Annotated in this window: 15 protein-coding genes and 1 other RNA gene; 9 read left to right on the top strand and 7 right to left on the bottom strand. The window is 67.4% G+C overall.

All coding sequences use genetic code 11. The features are described from left to right. Positions 1 to 56: 56 nt before the first annotated feature. Complete coding sequence (locus tag MUB46_RS03260; protein WP_261614418.1) at positions 57 to 1,163, bottom strand: TRAP transporter substrate-binding protein; 1,107 nt, start codon at positions 1,161 to 1,163, stop codon at positions 57 to 59. Positions 1,164 to 1,514: 351 nt separating this feature from the next. Here MUB46_RS03260 and MUB46_RS03255 point away from each other — a divergent pair, with 351 nt between their 5' ends. Both MUB46_RS03255 and mbfA read left to right on the top strand, forming a co-directional pair. Then, a complete protein-coding gene (locus MUB46_RS03255) occupies positions 1,515 to 2,024 on the top strand; it encodes a DUF995 domain-containing protein (protein WP_261614417.1) in 510 nt (169 codons plus the stop codon). 118 nt (positions 2,025 to 2,142) lie between these two features. After that, positions 2,143 to 3,114: an iron exporter MbfA gene (gene mbfA, locus MUB46_RS03250; RefSeq protein WP_261614416.1), complete on the top strand. Its 972-nt coding sequence runs from the start codon at positions 2,143 to 2,145 to the stop codon at positions 3,112 to 3,114. Positions 3,115 to 3,130: 16 nt separating this feature from the next. Here the strand turns inward: mbfA and MUB46_RS03245 are convergent, their stop codons facing one another. Further along, positions 3,131 to 4,534 (bottom strand): leucyl aminopeptidase family protein, encoded by a 1,404-nt coding sequence (locus MUB46_RS03245; RefSeq protein WP_482194179.1) that lies wholly within the window; start codon positions 4,532 to 4,534, stop codon positions 3,131 to 3,133. Positions 4,535 to 4,782: 248 nt separating this feature from the next. Here MUB46_RS03245 and MUB46_RS03240 point away from each other — a divergent pair, with 248 nt between their 5' ends. Beyond that, complete coding sequence (locus MUB46_RS03240) at positions 4,783 to 5,580, top strand: tetratricopeptide repeat protein (protein WP_261614414.1); 798 nt, start codon at positions 4,783 to 4,785, stop codon at positions 5,578 to 5,580. A gap of 143 nt (positions 5,581 to 5,723) precedes the next feature. After that, entirely contained in the window at positions 5,724 to 6,713 is a 990-nt protein-coding gene (locus tag MUB46_RS03235) for a complex I NDUFA9 subunit family protein (protein ID WP_261614413.1), read from the top strand. Between the two features lie 23 nt (positions 6,714 to 6,736). Here the strand turns inward: MUB46_RS03235 and MUB46_RS03230 are convergent, their stop codons facing one another. Continuing rightward, positions 6,737 to 7,543 carry an undecaprenyl-diphosphate phosphatase gene (locus tag MUB46_RS03230; protein WP_261614412.1) on the bottom strand — a complete coding sequence of 269 codons (807 nt, stop codon included), beginning with the start codon at positions 7,541 to 7,543 and terminating at the stop codon, positions 6,737 to 6,739. Between the two features lie 189 nt (positions 7,544 to 7,732). Here MUB46_RS03230 and MUB46_RS03225 point away from each other — a divergent pair, with 189 nt between their 5' ends. Genes MUB46_RS03225 through MUB46_RS03215 form a run of 3 tightly spaced genes read left to right on the top strand, consistent with a single transcriptional unit; the run spans position 7,733 to position 10,498 of the window. After that, positions 7,733 to 8,425, top strand: a complete 693-nt coding sequence (locus MUB46_RS03225; protein ID WP_261614411.1) for a glutathione S-transferase family protein — start codon at positions 7,733 to 7,735, stop codon at positions 8,423 to 8,425. Continuing rightward, positions 8,406 to 9,566, top strand: coding sequence for a tRNA epoxyqueuosine(34) reductase QueG (gene queG / locus MUB46_RS03220; RefSeq protein ID WP_261614410.1), 1,161 nt, complete (start codon positions 8,406 to 8,408; stop codon positions 9,564 to 9,566). Before MUB46_RS03225 ends, queG begins: the two co-directional genes overlap by 20 nt. A gap of 50 nt (positions 9,567 to 9,616) precedes the next feature. After that, positions 9,617 to 10,498 (top strand): SDR family oxidoreductase, encoded by an 882-nt coding sequence (locus MUB46_RS03215; protein ID WP_261614409.1) that lies wholly within the window; start codon positions 9,617 to 9,619, stop codon positions 10,496 to 10,498. Positions 10,499 to 10,517: 19 nt separating this feature from the next. Here MUB46_RS03215 and MUB46_RS03210 read toward each other — a convergent pair whose 3' ends face one another. From MUB46_RS03210 to ffs, 3 genes are all read right to left on the bottom strand, one after another. Beyond that, positions 10,518 to 10,844, bottom strand: coding sequence for a YbaB/EbfC family nucleoid-associated protein (locus MUB46_RS03210; protein ID WP_261614408.1), 327 nt, complete (start codon positions 10,842 to 10,844; stop codon positions 10,518 to 10,520). Positions 10,845 to 10,859: 15 nt separating this feature from the next. Then, positions 10,860 to 12,701 (bottom strand): DNA polymerase III subunit gamma/tau, encoded by a 1,842-nt coding sequence (locus MUB46_RS03205; RefSeq protein ID WP_261614407.1) that lies wholly within the window; start codon positions 12,699 to 12,701, stop codon positions 10,860 to 10,862. Positions 12,702 to 12,771: 70 nt separating this feature from the next. Beyond that, positions 12,772 to 12,870: signal recognition particle sRNA small type (gene ffs / locus MUB46_RS03200), an RNA gene on the bottom strand. Positions 12,871 to 13,036: 166 nt separating this feature from the next. Between ffs and MUB46_RS03195 the strand changes: the two genes are divergently transcribed. Next, positions 13,037 to 13,453, top strand: a complete 417-nt coding sequence (locus tag MUB46_RS03195) for an HIT family protein (protein ID WP_261614406.1) — start codon at positions 13,037 to 13,039, stop codon at positions 13,451 to 13,453. 112 nt (positions 13,454 to 13,565) lie between these two features. Continuing rightward, positions 13,566 to 14,513, top strand: a complete 948-nt coding sequence (gene nudC / locus MUB46_RS03190; RefSeq protein ID WP_261614405.1) for an NAD(+) diphosphatase — start codon at positions 13,566 to 13,568, stop codon at positions 14,511 to 14,513. A gap of 221 nt (positions 14,514 to 14,734) precedes the next feature. Here the strand turns inward: nudC and MUB46_RS03185 are convergent, their stop codons facing one another. Next, positions 14,735 to 15,607: a prephenate dehydratase gene (locus tag MUB46_RS03185; RefSeq protein ID WP_261614446.1), complete on the bottom strand. Its 873-nt coding sequence runs from the start codon at positions 15,605 to 15,607 to the stop codon at positions 14,735 to 14,737. Positions 15,608 to 15,662: the final 55 nt, after the last annotated feature.

The following is a 15,662-nucleotide window of genomic DNA, read 5'->3' as shown; positions in this document are numbered from 1 at the left end:
GGGCGGAGCGACCCGGAGGGTCGCCCCGCGATAGACGGCGTCCCGTCCGGTGCGCCTCAGGAGCCGAGCACCATGGAGCGCATTTCCAGCATGCGCTGCTCGCTCGCCTTGGCGTAATCGGACGCCTTCTTGCGGAAGCCGACGAAGGACTCGTAGGTCTCCTTGGCGAGCGGATTGGCGTCGCCGATTTCGGCAAGCACCTTTTCGGACTCCGCGCCGAGCGCCATGACGATCTCGTCCGGCCAGGTGCGCAGCTCGACCCCCTCCTTCTCCAAGATCGGGCCGAAGGCCTCGGCGTTGTGGTAGGCGAAGTCGGCGTAGGACTCCATCGCCGAGGCCGTTGCGGCGCGTCTGACGATCTCCTTCAGGTCGTCCGGCAAGGCGTCGTAGGCTTCCTTGTTGACGATCACCTCGAGCGCCGGACCGGTCTCGTGGAAGGCGGGCATGTAGTAGTACTTGACCACCTTGTAGAGACCGAAGGCGAGGTCGTTCCAGGGTCCGATCCATTCGGCCGCATCGATCGTGCCGCCCTGCAGTGCGGCGAAGATCTCGCCCGGCGGCAGCAGCACCACGTTGACGCCGAGCCGACGCATGACCTCGCCGCCGAGGCCCGCGATGCGCATCTTGAAGCCCTTCAGGTCGTCAAGCGTGTTGATTTCCTTGCCGAACCAGCCGCCGGCCTGCGGGCCCGACGAACCGGCATAGAACGGCAGCACCCCGAACGGCTCATAGGCCCGCTCCCACAGGGCCTGCGCCCCGCCGTAGTAGAGCCAGCCAGCATGTTCCTGGGCGGTCAGCCCGAACGGGACGCCGGTGAAGAAGTGGAAGACGGGGTTCTTGCCCTGCCAGAAGTAGGAGGTACCGTGCCCGATTTCCGCGGCGCCCGACGACACCGCGTCGAAGACCTCGAACGGCGGGACCAGTTCGCCGGCGCCGAATAGCTTGACTGTCAGCCGGCCGTCGGACATGACGCCGATCATGTCGGCGACGCGTTGCGCGTTGACGCCGACGCCGGGCGTGTTCTTCGGCCAGGCGATCGGCATCTTCCACTGGATCGTCTCCTGCGCCTGGACGACCGCCGGCGCGGCGAGGGCGCCCGCCGCCCCGACGCCTGCGGCGCCGAGAAGCCGGCGCCTGTTCAATTCGAACGTTTTTTCCGTCATCGATCGTTCTCCCTCGACCTACCGAATTGATGCCGCGCCGCCGCCGGTCCGTGCAAATTGATCGAACGCAGGACGGATGCCGTCTGAAGGCGCCATTCCTCACTACCGGTTCCGCGAGGGCGGGCCAACCATGGACTGCCGTCACGTCGTGCGCGCTTCATGCCGGCGCGTGTCGCGGGCCGCTACGCTTAAGGTGCCGCGACGCATTGTTGACGTTTTCGGGTTCGAACCGGATTCACAGGGCGCCCCGAAAGTGCGAGAGGAGATGTGGTCGGCGCGAGGACGTCCTTTTCCTTGAGCCGGATTACGGTGTCGCAATAGCATTGACCACAGGGCGGTCTGGAGAGAGCGATGGTGCTGGTGTCGAAAGTGAGAAGAGTGATCGCAGCCGGAGTGGCACTGCTGATCGGTGGCGGGCTGGGGACGAGTGCCTTTGCCGAGGAAGCGCCGCCGTCGGGTGCACAGCCGTTGAGCGCGGTCGAGCTGCACAAGCTTTATCGTGACAAGACCTGGACGTGGGATAACGGGGCGGTGCGCTTCATCGACGACGGCCGCCGGTTCCTAGCCTGGGTCAATGGCGAAAAGGGCGAGTCTTACGGCGAAGGCCGTTTCACGCTTTCGGATTCCGGTCGGCTCTGCCTGCGCGGAAAGTGGACCGATTCCAGCGGCACGCAGGCCAATACCACCTGTTTCCTGCATCGTGAGGCTGGCGGGACGATCTACCAGAAGCGCGAGAACGACGGCGTCTGGTATATTTTCAGGCATGATCCGGTGCGGCCGGGAGACGAGGTCAATACGCTCACCGCGGACGATACCGTGACGCAGCCTGTCGACGCGATCAGGCGGAAATTCAACGGCTGAGGTTTTCCGGATATGACGAACCGCGCTCGGGCAGTGGGCCGCCCGCACGCGATCAAACGCCCGTTGATTCCTCTGGCTTTGAGGTTATAATTTAGAATAATTATAAACTGAGGCCGATATGCCGATCCTATCCAAACGTCGCTTTTCCGATCTCTCCGAGCGCGAGGTTCTGGCGCTTGCCATCGCCGCGGAAGAGGAGGACGGGCGCATCTACGCCACCTATGCCGATGCGCTGCGCGACGACTTTCCGGCTTCCGCGGAGATGTTCGATGCCATGGCGGCGGAAGAGAACGAGCACCGCCGCCGGCTGATCGAGCTGTTCCGCTCCCGTTTCGGCGAGACGATCCCGCTTGTGCGCCGCGAGGACATACGCGGCTTCCTGACGCGGCGGCCATACTGGATGACGCGTCCGCTCGGCATCGACAAGGTGCGCGAGCAGGTCGGGTTGATGGAGGCGGAGGCGCGGCGGTTCTATCTGCGCGCCGCCGAACGCTCGACCGATGCCGGCATCCGCAAGCTGCTCGGTGATCTGGCCGAGGAGGAGCGCCATCACGAGGCCGTCGCCGAACGGCTCGGCGAGCGGCATCTGACCAAGGAGGCCGTCAAATCCGAGAAGGAGGTCGAGCACAAGCTGTTCCTGCTGCAGATCGTCCAGCCCGGCCTTGCCGGGCTTATGGACGGTTCGGTGTCGACCCTGGCGCCGCTGTTCGCCGCCGCCTTCGCCACTCACGACACTTGGCAGACGTTCCTTGTCGGTCTCGCCGCCTCGATCGGTGCCGGCATCTCGATGGGCTTCGCCGAAGCGCTGTCCGACGACGGCGCGCTGACCGGGCGCGGCAGCCCCTGGATTCGCGGCCTGGCCAGCGGCCTGATGACGACGATCGGCGGCTTGGGCCACGCGCTGCCCTATCTGATCCCGCATTTCGGCATCGCCACCACGATCGCGATCATCATTGTCGTGATCGAACTCTGGGCGATCTCGTGGATCCGCTACCGCTACATGGACACGCCGTTCTGGTCGGCGGCTTTCCAGATCGTGATGGGCGGCGCGCTGGTCTTCGCCGCCGGGATATTGATAGGCAACGCCTGACGCCGTGCCGGCCTAGCTAGCCCGCATAGCGCGCCTTGAGCATCGCGTAGAGCCCGCGGATCGCCTGCGCCTCGCCGCCTTCCGGCCGGCCGGGCCGGTTCGACGGATTCCAGCAATAGGCGTCGAAATGCGCCCAGGGCGTCGCCGGCTCGACGAAGCGCGACAGGAACAGCGCGGCGGTAATGGCCCCGGCGAACGGTGAGTTGCCGGCGTTGTTCAGGTCGCCGACCTTGCCGTCGATCATCTTCATGTAGGGTTGCCAAAGTGGCAGCCGCCAGGCCGGGTCGTGGGCGGCCATGGCCTGATCCGCGATCGCGGCGGCGAGCGTGTCGTCGCGGCTGAAGAAGGCGGGCAGGTCGGGCCCGAGGGCGACGCGCGCCGCCCCCGTAAGCGTCGACATGTCGATGATGAGGTCGGGGGATTCCTCGTCGGCGAGCGCCAGCGCGTCGCCCAGCACCAGCCGGCCTTCCGCGTCCGTGTTGCCGATCTCGACGGCCAGTCCCTTGCGGCTTTCCAGCACGTCGCCCGGCCGGAAGGCGTTGCCCGCGACCGCGTTTTCCACTGCCGGCACCAGCACGCGCAGACGGACCGGCAGCTTCGCGTCCATGAGGATCGCGGCCAGGCCGAGAACGCAGGCGGCGCCGCCCATGTCCTTCTTCATCATCAGCATTCCCGCGGCCGGCTTGATATCGAGCCCGCCGGTGTCGAAGCAGACGCCCTTGCCGACGAGGGTCAGCTTCGGCGCCGCGGGATCGCCCCAGCTCAGATCGATCAGCCGGGGCGCGCGCGGGCTGGCCCGGCCGACGGCGTGGATCATCGGGAAGCCGGCCTCGAGCAGCGCGTCGCCGGTGGTCACCGAGACCGATGCTGCGTGCGTCTCGGCGAGTCTGCGTGCCGTCGCCTCCAGTTCGTCCGGTCCCATGTCGTTGGCCGGCGTGTTGATCAGGTCACGGGCGAGCGACACGCCGGTCACGACGCGGCGTATCTCGGCCTCGTCGACGTCTGCCGGGAGGATCAGTCTGACGTCGCTGCCGGACTGGTCCTTGCTGTCGCCGCCGCCGCGATAGGCAGTGAACCGGTACCGTCCAAGCGCGAAGGACTGGATCGCCAGAGTCGGATCGTCCGGCGCGTTGTCGAACCGATAGGTGCCTGCGGGAAGTGCGTCCGCGAGCTTGCCGGGCAGCAGCGGGGTTCGGTCCGCGTCGTCCTTCGCCCCGAGCCCGAACAGCACCAGCGCCAGGCGTCCGTCGGCGTCGGGAAGCAGCGCCGTCCGGCCTGCCTTGGGCTTGTAGCCGGTCGTCTCCAGGAAGGCCCGCTGTGCCGCGCTCAGGCCGTCCAGATGGGCGTCGTCCTCGCCCGGCTCGACGAAGCGGATCGGAACGGCGGTCTCGGATGACGCGGCGGGCAGCAGGCAGTCGATCATGGTGGCTCCTCTGGCGACGGTGTCCCCGGGTCGTGCGACCTGAATATCGAGACGCGGGTCTTGTGACCGGGGATTTGTGGGACGTGCCGTGCGAAGACGCAAGTCCAGACGGAACCGCGCGGGTGGGCCGGCGCCAATGGCCGGGGGGGCTCGGTTAACCGGCTGTTAGGGTTACCAGTTTATTGACGAACTGTCGCCGGATCGACTTTGCCGGCTTTGTGTTCGTCCTGGGACGGGGACTTCAAATGCCGATTTCCGTTTCCGCCTATCTCAAGTGTCCTGTCATCCTGCTCGCTGCGGGTCTCGCCCTCGGCGGATGCCAGAAGACCTTGACCACGGGCTCCATATCCAAGGAGGCTGCGACCCAGACCGCCCAGGCCCCCGGGTCGCAGGAGCAGCTCAAGCAGGCTGCCAAGCTTCAGGACCAGTTCAAGCGCGATCCGGGCAACGCCGACGTTGCGCTCGCCTTCGCCGATGCCCTGGACGGTCTCGGGCGCTCCGAACAGGCCGTCGGCGCTCTCAAGATGGCCAAGGACAAGAATCCGAGTGATCCGCGCATCCTGTCGGCCTATGGCCGCCGCGCCTTGCGCGCCGGCAATCCGAACGAGGCGCTCGCTGCGCTGGAGCAGGCGAGTTCGGCGGGCGACCGCAGTGCCGCCACCCTGTCCGCGCAAGGGGCCGCGCTCGACCAGCTCGGCCGCAACGGCGAGGCGCGCGAGCGCTACAAGCAGGCGCTGTCGCTCGATCCGAACAATTCCTCGATTCTCGCCAATCTCGGCCTTTCCTACGCGCTCTCCAACAAGATCGCCGATGCCGAGATGACCTTGCGCAAGGCTGCCTCCAATCCCACGGCGACGCCGAAGGTGCGGCAGAATCTCGCACTCGTGCTGGCCATGCAGGGCAAGTTCGCCGAGGCCGAGGATTACGCCGCCCGGGATCTGTCGCCGGAGGACGTGAAGGTGAACATGGCGTACCTCAAGCAGATGATGAAGACGCCCGATCCCTGGCAGAAGCTGAAAAACATCGACGGCGCGACCGGCTGAGCCGGCGCGACGAAAAACGCGACGAAAAGATCGGGACTTCGCACGGGTCGACGGCCTATACAGCCGCCGACCCGTCGGCTATTTGAGGGGCCGGAAAGCCCGCGCTTGTTCGGCGGGCAGCAGGAAGGGAGGCCTTTCAGGCGATGGCGACCGGATACGTCAGGAGCGAGCTCGTCACGGTCTTCGGCGGCTCGGGTTTCGTCGGCCGACATGTGGTGCGCGCGCTGGCGCGGCGCGGCTATCGGGTGCGCGTTGCCGTGCGCCGGCCCGATCTGGCCGGGTTCCTGCAGCCGCTCGGCGGCGTCGGCCAGATCCACGCCGTCCAGGCCAACATCCGCAATCGCGAGTCGATCGATCGCGCGATTGCCGGCTCCGATGCGGTCGTCAATCTCGTCGGCATTCTCTATGAATCCGGCCGTCAGAGCTTCGATGTCGTCCAGGCCGTCGGCCCCGGCGCCGTCGCCGCCGCGGCCCGGGACGCCGGCGTCGGTCGCTTGGTCCATATCTCGGCCATCGGGGCGGATGCGAACTCCGAGTCCAACTACGCCCGGACCAAGGCCGCCGGCGAAGCCGCCGTACGGACCGCGTTCCCGGATGCCGTGATCATGAGACCATCGATCGTGTTCGGTCCGGAGGATGATTTCTTCAACCGCTTCGGCGCGATGGCGCGCATCGCGCCGGTCCTGCCGCTGATCGGTGGCGGCAACACCCGGTTCCAGCCGGTCTATGTCGGCGACGTCGCCGAGGCCGTCGCCCAGGGCGTGGACGGCAAGCTGACGTCCGGCACGGTCTATGAGCTCGGCGGCCCGGAAATCCGGACCTTCAAGCAGCTTCTCGAATACATCCTCAAGGTGACCGGCCGGCGCCGCATCCTGGCGCCGCTGCCCTTCGAGATCGCCAAGCTGAAAGCCTGGTTCCTGCAGATGTTTCCCAAGCCGCTGCTGACCGTCGATCAGGTGCGCTTGCTCGCCCGCGACAACGTGGTTTCGGAAGAGGCGATCAAGGAAGGCCGGACGCTGGAAGGCATCGGTATCGATCCGAACGCGATCGAGACGGTCGTGCCCGCCTATCTCGCCCGCTATCGCAAGGCCGGTCAGTTCTCGTCGCCGGACCGCACTGTCTCGCAGTCCTGACCGCCGGTCGGCGGCTCAGCCGCTCAGCCGTAGACCCAGAGACCGGCAAGTCCCGCCGAGCCGACGATGATTCGCCACCAGGCGAACGGTGCGAAACCGTGCCGCGAAACGAAATCGAGCAGGGTGCGCACCACGATCACGCCGGAGATCATCGACATCACGAAGCCGACGGCGATCAGCTTGGCGTCCTCGGCACCGAGCACGTCGATGTTCTTGTAGAGATCGTAGGCGAAGGCGCCGGCCATGGTCGGCATCGCCAGGAAGAACGAGAATTCCGCCGCCGAGCGCTTGTCGGCACCCATCAGGAGCGCGCCGCCGATGGTTGCGCCCGAGCGCGAAACGCCGGGAACCATGGCGAGGCACTGGAACACGCCGATCTTGAAATAGAGCGACAGCGGATAGTCCGTCGCTTCGGTGTAGCGTGGGCGCAGGTCCATCGAATCGAGCCACATCAGCAGAAGGCCCCCGACGATCAGCGTCACGCAGATCACGACCGGCGATTCGAACAGGACCGACTTGATGAAATCGTGGAGCAGCACCCCGACGACCGCCGCCGGGAGGAAGGCCAGTACGACGCCGATCACGAATTTCCGCGCCTTCGGGTCGCTCGGCAGCGCCAGCGCGATGCGCAGCAGCCGGGTGAAATAGACGCCGACGACGGCGAAGATTGCGCCGAGCTGGATCAGCACCTCGAAGGCGCGGCCGGGATTTTCGAAACCGAGGAAATGGCCGACCAGCAGGAGATGCGCGGTCGACGATACCGGGATGAACTCGGTCAACCCTTCGATCAGCCCCAGGAACGCCGCCTGAATAATCGTTTCCGATGTCATATTTCGTCCCCGCTGACCCCGTATCGACTCGCTGATCGGGGTCGGGCTAACCTCCCGGATATCGGCGAATCGTGTTGTTCCCCGGGGTCGTGGCCTCTATACCGGAACCGTCCGCGCCATCCAACGAAGCTGTCGCGCGGGTTTTGCGTATGGTTGCCGCAGTCCAGTGCGTCGTAACAACGGCAGAGTATGCTCAATCTTTATCACCACCCGTTTTGCCCGTTTTCGCGTTGCGTGCGGATCGCGCTGGGGGAATACGGCCTTAGCGCCGAATTCGTCGAGGAGCGTATCTGGGAACGTCGCCGCGAGTTCCTGATCGTCAATCCGGCCGGGACCCTGCCGGTCCTGCTCGACGGCGAGGGGCCGGCGATCTGCGGGCCGAGACCGGTTCTGGAATATCTCGACGAGACGCGCGGTGCGGAGGCCGGCGCCCGCAGGCTGCTGCCCGACACCGCGCGCGGGCGCGCCGAGGTGCGCCGTCTGCTCGACTGGTTCGATATCCGTTTCCACGAGGAGGTGTCGAACTATCTGCTGACCGAGCGCGTCTACAAGCGCTTCATGACGCCGGAACAGGGCGGCGGAGCGCCCGATTCGGCGGCGATCCGCGCCGCCCGCGCCAATATCCGCTATCATCTGCACTATATCGGCTGGCTTGCGGGACGGCGGAACTGGCTTGGAGGGGACGATCTGTCCTACGCCGATCTGTCCGCCGCCGCGCATCTGTCCTCGATCGACTATCTCGGCGAAGTGCCGTGGGACGAGTTCGAACCGGCCAAGGCCTGGTATGCGCGGGTGAAGTCGCGCCCGTCGTTCCGGCCTCTGCTGGTGGATCAGATCGCGGGAGTGGCGCCGTCGCGCACCTATGTCGACCTCGACTTCTGATGTCGCTGTTTCGCCGGACCGCCTCAAGCGGTGGGCGATCGAGCGTGCGCTGGAAGAAGGCTTCGATGTTGCCCGCGTAACCCGCCCCGACGCCGCCCCTGATACCGGTACTCGGTTCGATGCCTTCCTGGAGGCGGGCCATCACGGCACCATGGAGTGGATGGCGACGACGGCCGAGCGGCGCCGCGCGCCCCGCGCCTTGTGGCCCGATGTCCGGTCGATCCTCGTGCTTGGCCTCAATTACGGTCCGGACCACGATCCGCTCGACGACCTGAAACACCGCGACCGCGGGATGATCTCGGTCTATGCGCGCGCCGACGACTACCACGACATCGTCAAGAAGAAGCTGAAGGCGGTCGCCCGCGACTTCGCCACGCGCACCGGCGCGGACGTGAAGGTCTTCGTCGATACCGCGCCGGTGATGGAAAAGCCGCTGGGGCAGGCCGCCGGCGTGGGCTGGCAGGGAAAGCACACCAATCTCGTCTCCCGCGAGCTCGGCTCCTGGCTTTTCCTGGGCGAGATCTTCACCACCGCCGAGCTTCCCGCAGACGAACCTGAGGCCGACCATTGCGGCTCCTGCCGCGCCTGCCTCGACATTTGTCCGACCGGCGCCTTCCCGGCTCCCTACCGGCTCGATGCGCGGCGCTGCATCTCCTACCTGACCATAGAGCACGCCGGTCCGATCCCCCGCGAGCTGCGCCCGGGCATAGGCAACCGCATTTACGGCTGCGACGACTGCCTTGCCGTCTGTCCGTGGAACAAGTTCGCCGTCGCCGGGAACGAGATGAAGCTGCAGGCGCGGCCAGACCTGTCCCTGCCGGCACTTGCCGATCTGTCCCGGCTCGACGACACGGCCTTTCGCGCCCTGTTCACGAAGTCGCCGGTCAAGCGTATCCGCCGCGACCGGTTCCTGCGCAACGTGCTGATCGCCATCGGCAATTCCGGCGAAACGGGCCTCGCCGCCTGCGCCCGCGACCGCCTCGACGACGAAGCGCCGGTGGTGCGTGGCGCCGCGGTCTGGGCGTTGTCGCGACTGTTGCCGGGGACCGAGTTCGCGGCACTGGCCGAACATCGGCAGGCGGCTGAGCAAGACCCGTCGGTCCGCGAGGAGTGGCAGGCCGCGCTGACCGGCGCTATGTGATCCCCCCGCATCGTCTTCATTCGGCACGATCATCCCTCGGTACGGACGTCATGAATAAGATTTTCATTTTCGGCCTCGGCTTTTCCGCGATGACGCTCGCGCGTCGCCTGACCTCAGGCGGCTGGCGCGTCGCGGGCAGTGTGCGCACGCGCGAAAAGGTCGAGGCGCTCAGGGCCGAAGGCGTGGAGGCGGTCGTCTTCGAAGGCGCTGCGCCGGGACCGGAGGTGGCGACGGCGCTCGACGGCGCGACGCACGTGCTCCAGTCGATCCCGCCGGGAGAGGCGGGCGATCCGGTGCTGATCCACCACCGTGCGGATCTCGCCGCCCGGTCGGGCACGATCCGGTGGCTCGGCTATCTCTCGACGCTCGGCGTCTATGGCGATCACGGCGGCGCCTGGATCGACGAGACGGCGGCGACCGCTCCTGTGAGCCCGCGCAACGCCCGCCGCGTCGTCGCCGAGCAGGACTGGCTCCGGTTCGGCGAGGAGGCCGGCATCCCGGTCATGCTGTTCCGTATCGCCGGCATCTACGGGCCGGGCCGCAACGCGCTGGTCAATCTGAAGGCCGGAAAGGCGCGGCGGCTGGTGAAGCCCGGCCAGGTCTTCAATCGCATCCATGTCGCCGATATCGCCGGCGTGCTGGAAGCCTCGATGGCGCGTCCGCGCGCCGGCGGCGTCTACAACCTGTCCGACGACGAGCCCGGGCCGCCGCAGGACGTCATCGCCTTTGCCGCGGACCTGATGGGGGTCGCGCCGCCGCCGGAAATTGCCTTCGACGACGCCGAGCTGACGCCGATGGCGCGGAGCTTCTATTCGGCGAACCGCCGCGCGCGCAACGACAGGATCAAGCAGGAACTGGGCGTCGAACTGCAGTACCCGACCTATCGGGACGGGCTGAACGCCTTGTTCGAAGCCGGCGACGGACGGACGTAACGCCGACGCGGCCGCCGGCTCACATGCCGGGCAGGTTCATGCCGGGCGGCAACTGCAGGCCGCCGGTGACGTCCTGCATCTTCTCGGCCATGGCCGCTTCGGCCTTGCGCCGCGCGTCGGCATGGGCGGCGATGATAAGGTCTTCCAGAATCTCGGCTTCTTCCGGCTTGATCAGGCTCGGATCGACCTTCAGGCCGCGCATGCCGCCCTTGGCCGACAGCGTGACGGTGACGAGGCCGCCGCCTGCGGTGCCCTCGACCTCCAGCGCCTCGAGCTCGGCCTGAAGCTCGCCCATGCGGGCCTGCAGCTCCTTGGCCTGTTTCATCATCTTCATGAAGTCCATCATTGCGGTCCTTTCGGATCAATCGTCTTCGTCGTCGGGCGAATCCAGTGTCTCGACCGTACCGGTATCCGGCATGTCGGAGGCAGGGTCGTCGGCCGGTTCGGCGCGGACATCGACGATCTCGGCGCCCGGAAACGCGCTCAGCACCGCCGACACGGTCGGATCGCGGCGCATTGAATCGATCAGCGCCGTGCGGGTCTGCTCGCGCTGCTCGCGGACGGTCGGCGCGCCCTGTTCGCGCGAAACCGCGACGACCCAGCGCTTTCCGGTCCATTCCGACAGTTTTTGCTGCAGATCGTGGACGAGATCGCCAGGCGCGTTGTCGGCGAGCGACATTTCGATGCGTCCCGGCTCGAACCGGACGATGCGCACGAACAGCTCCAGCGCCGAGCGCAGCCTGGCGTCGCGCTTCTCCTCGGCCAGCGCCACCACGGCTTCGAAGGTGCGCGGGAGCGGCAGGTCGACGGCCGGCGCCTGCGGCTGCGGGCTCGGCACGACGCGCAAGGCAGTCGGCCCCGCCGTCGCCTTGGTCGGCACGAAGGTGGGAAGGGTCGGCTTGAAGGCCGACCGCCCGGGCGCCGCCGCGCTCGCCCCGCCGCCGCCGCCCGGATTGCCCGGGCCGCCCGAACCAGCCGCCGGCGTATTGCCCACCGGCGCGCCCTCGTCGAGCCGGCGGATGACGTCCTCCGGGCTCGGCAGGGTCGAGGCGTAGGCGAGCCGCACCAGCACCATCTCGGCGGCCGCCAGCGGGCGCGGCGAACTCTCCACCTCGCCGATGCCCTTCAGCAGGATCTGCCAGGCGCGGCTCAGCTCGGAGACCGGGATCTGCGCCGCGAATTCCTTGCCGCGCTCGCGCTCGGCCTCGGACAGCGACGCGTCCTCGGCGGAAGCCGGCACGATGCGCATGCGGGTGACAAGGTGCACGAAGCCGGCGAGGTCGGTCAGCACCATCTCCGGCGCCGCGCCCTCCGCGTACTGGCTGTCGAGCTCGTTCAGCGCCGCGGCGATGTCGCCGGACATCACCTTGTCGAACAGGTCGACGACGCGGGCGCGGTCGGCGACGCCGAGCATGCCGCGCACTTCCTCCGCCTTCACCTGGCCGCCGCCATGGGCGATGGCCTGGTCTAGCAGGGACAGCGAATCGCGCACCGAGCCCTCGCTGGCCCGCGCGATCATGCGCAGGGCCTCGTCGTCCACGTCGACGGCCTCGGCCCGGGCGATGCCCTCCAGGTGCTTGACCAGCTGGTCGGCGTCGACGCGGCGCAGGTCGAAGCGCTGGCAGCGCGACAGAACGGTGATCGGAACCTTCCGGATTTCCGTCGTCGCGAAGATGAACTTCACATGCTCCGGCGGCTCTTCGAGCGTCTTCAGAAGACCGTTGAAGGCGGCCTTCGAGAGCATGTGCACCTCGTCGATGATGTAGATCTTGTAGCGGGCTTCCGCCGGGCGGTAGCGCACCGCCTCGATGATCTCGCGGATGTCGTCGATGCCGGTATGGGAGGCGGCGTCCATCTCGATCACGTCGACATGGCGCGATTCGAGGATCGCGCGGCAGTGCCGGCCCTCCTCAGGCATGTCGAGCGTCGGCCCGGGCTTCGCGTCGCCGGCGCCTCCGCCGTCCTTCGGCTCGTAGTTGAGCGCGCGCGCCAGGATGCGCGCCGTCGTCGTCTTGCCGACCCCGCGCACGCCGGTGAGCATGTAGGCCTGCGCGATCCGCCCGGTCTCGAAGGCGTTGCGCAGGGTGCGCACCATCGGCTCCTGGCCGATCAGGTCGTCGAAGCTGGAGGGCCGGTACTTGCGCGCGAGCACACGATATCCGGCGGGCGCGACCGTCGAATCGTCCGGTGTTCGCTGATCCATGAAGCGTCCCTGCTCGCGCCGAAAAGGGCCTGCGGCGCCGGCATGCGATGCCGGTTTTGCTTAGGATTAAAGTGGGAGGCTGGACGACAACCCGAACCAGTACTCGTTAGGGCTGCTTCCTTCCGGACCTGACCCGGTTGGCGAGCGGCTCGTCCGCCGCCAACCTCCCTGACACGACTATATCAGACTTGGCGCGCGCCGACGCAACCCCGTTGGCCCGATCCGTGCGGATTGCGCCGCTTTCCACCGAAAATCCTTGCCGGTACCGGCCTCACCACCGATGATCCCGGACGCGGTTCCAGGGGAATCACCCGAAATCCGGAGACCGAATTCCGATGAGCGTCACCTTCAGCCTTCATTCGAGCCTCGCCGCCGACACGATTCCCGTCGCCATGCTGGACCTGTGCGAGGTGCGGCTGATGAACGACGCCAACTTCCCGTGGCTCGTCCTGGTGCCGCGGACGCCGGACGCCATCGAGATCGTCGATCTGGAGCCGGAAACCCGCCATCGGCTGATGGACGAGATCGCGATGGCCAGCGCGGCGCTGCGGTCCGTGACCGGCGCCGAGAAGCTCAATGTCGCCGCGCTCGGCAACCAGGTCGCGCAACTGCACGTCCATGTCATCGCCCGGTTTCGCGATGACGAGGCCTGGCCCGGCCCGGTCTGGGGCGCTGTGCCGCGCAAGGCCTACGACAAGGACGCCCGGGTCGACCTGATCGAAAAGCTCTCCGACGCGTTTCAGGGCCGGTGAGGGCGCGACGCGACTTGCCCGCCCCGGGGCGCGCGTGCGACCGTTCGCGCCAGCCTGACAGGGCCGGGCTGACAGGGCCCGTTTGAAAGGGCCAGGCTGAAAGGAATTCTCCATGCTCGAACGCAGCCTGCGCACCGGCTACAGCGGGAGCCTGCTCGACCGCGCCGCAGACAGGCGCGGCGACGACGCCTGGCTGGATGCCGCGCGGGCCGGCGCGCGCTATCTGCTGTTTGCCGGCGACAAGCCGCTCTTTGCCGTTGCCGACGGCGCCGAACCGGACCCGGTCTTCGATGCGGCCGCGGCCGCAGCGCTCGACGCCGACCGGTCCCGCGCGGTGTTCCTGGGGCTCGAGGGCGACCGCGCGATGTTCGCCGTCCCGGTTGCCGAGGTGCCGGCCGAGGAGCAGGCGGGCGAGACGCCGTTCGGCGACGGCAACCTGAAGGCGATCGACGTACGCTCGATCGCGGTGCAGGGCATCGTGGCGCCGGCAATGCTGGGCCCCATCGCCCAGGCGAAAAGCATGCTCGACTGGCATGCCCGCAACGGCTTCTGCGCCCGCTGCGGGGCGCCGACGCGGATGCGCGACGGCGGCTATCGGCGCGATTGCGCCGGCTGCGGGGCCCAGCACTTCCCGCGCACCGATCCGGTCGTCATCATGCTGGTGATCTCCGGCGACGATTGCCTGCTGGCGCGCAGTCCGCGCTTCCTGCCCGACATGTTCTCCGCGCTGGCCGGCTTCGTCGAGCCGGGCGAGACCATCGAGGAGGCGGTGAGGCGGGAGGTTGCCGAGGAGGCCGGGATCCCGGTGCTGGACGTGGCCTATCATTCCAGCCAGCCCTGGCCGTTTCCCTCGTCCCTGATGATCGGCTGCTTCGCTGCGGCCGGCGGCCGCGATCTCGTGCTCGATCCCACCGAGCTGGAAGCCGGCCGGTGGTTCTCCCGCCAGGAGGCGCGCCTGATCCTCGCCGGCGAGCATCCCGAAGGCGTCGCCGCGCCGCCGCGCATGGCGATCGCGCACCAGCTCCTGCGCAGCTTCATCGACGGCGAGGCGATCCTCTAGGGATCGGCCTCACCTCAGGCGGCCTTTTTTCCTTTCAGGGGCGGCCGCCTTTGCTCCCGTCAGGGCGGGTGCCCCTTGTCCGCTCATTCCCGCGCAAGCGGGAATCCCCCGCATCGGGGCAGGGCCTCACGCACCCGATCCCCGCTTTCGCGGGGATGAGCGGCGAGTTGGGGGCGGACCGGGGGTGGACCGGAGACGACCGGGGACGCAGGGACGCGCCGCTACTTCCCTGCCGGCTTCGGTTCCTTGATACGCGCGCGGAAGGGGCTGGCCCGGTAGACGCCGAGGATGCGGAACTCGCGCGTGAAGAAGTCCAGTTCCTCGAAGGCGAACTTGACGCTCTGATCGTCCGGGTGGCCTTCGATGTCGGCGAAGAACTGGGTCGCGAAGAACTCGCCCTCGAGCTGGTAGGATTCGAGCTTCGTCATGTTGACGCCGTTCGTGGCGAACCCGCCCATCGCCTTGTAGAGCGCGGCCGGCACGTTGCGCACGCGGAAGAGGAAGCTGGTGACGATCGGCCCGATGCCGTTTGCCGCCCAGTCCGGGTCCTTAGACAGGACCACGAAGCGGGTGGTGTTGTGATCCTCGTCCTCGACGTCGTTGGCCAGAACCTCGAGGCCGTAGATCTCGGCGGCCAGACGGGAGGCGATGGCGGCCCTGGTGGGATCGCCGGCTTCCGCCACCATGCGCGCCGCCCCGGCGGTATCGGCATGGACTTCCGCCTTCAGGCCGAACTCGCGGATCGCCTTGCGGCACTGGCCGAGCGCCATGACGTGGCTGTGCACGGTCTTGATCGTGTCGAGCGTCGCGCCGGGCGGCGCGAGCAGATAGTGGTGCAGCGGCAGGAAGTACTCGCCGATGATGTTGAGATCCGAGGTCGGCATCAGATGATGGATGTCGGCGACGCGGCCGGCGACCGAATTCTCGATCGGAATCATGCCGAGCGCGGCATTGCCCTCGGAAACCGACTGGAAGGCGTCCTCGAAGGTTGCGCAGGCGACCGCTTCGAAGTCGGGATAGACGTCGCGGCAGGCCATGTGCGAATTGGCGCCGGGTTCACCCTGGAACACGATCCGGCGCGGCCGTGTCGTCATCATCTCTCAAATCCCTGTTCGGATTGGGAAAAAAGGTTCGGATTGGGAAAAAGCG

Origin of the sequence: Microbaculum marinisediminis (assembly GCF_025397915.1) — a bacterium.
GTDB classification, from domain to species: Bacteria; Pseudomonadota; Alphaproteobacteria; order Rhizobiales; family Tepidamorphaceae; genus Microbaculum; species Microbaculum marinisediminis.
Note: the sequence above shows the minus strand (reverse complement) of the source record. Positions and strands in the feature narration are given on the sequence as shown.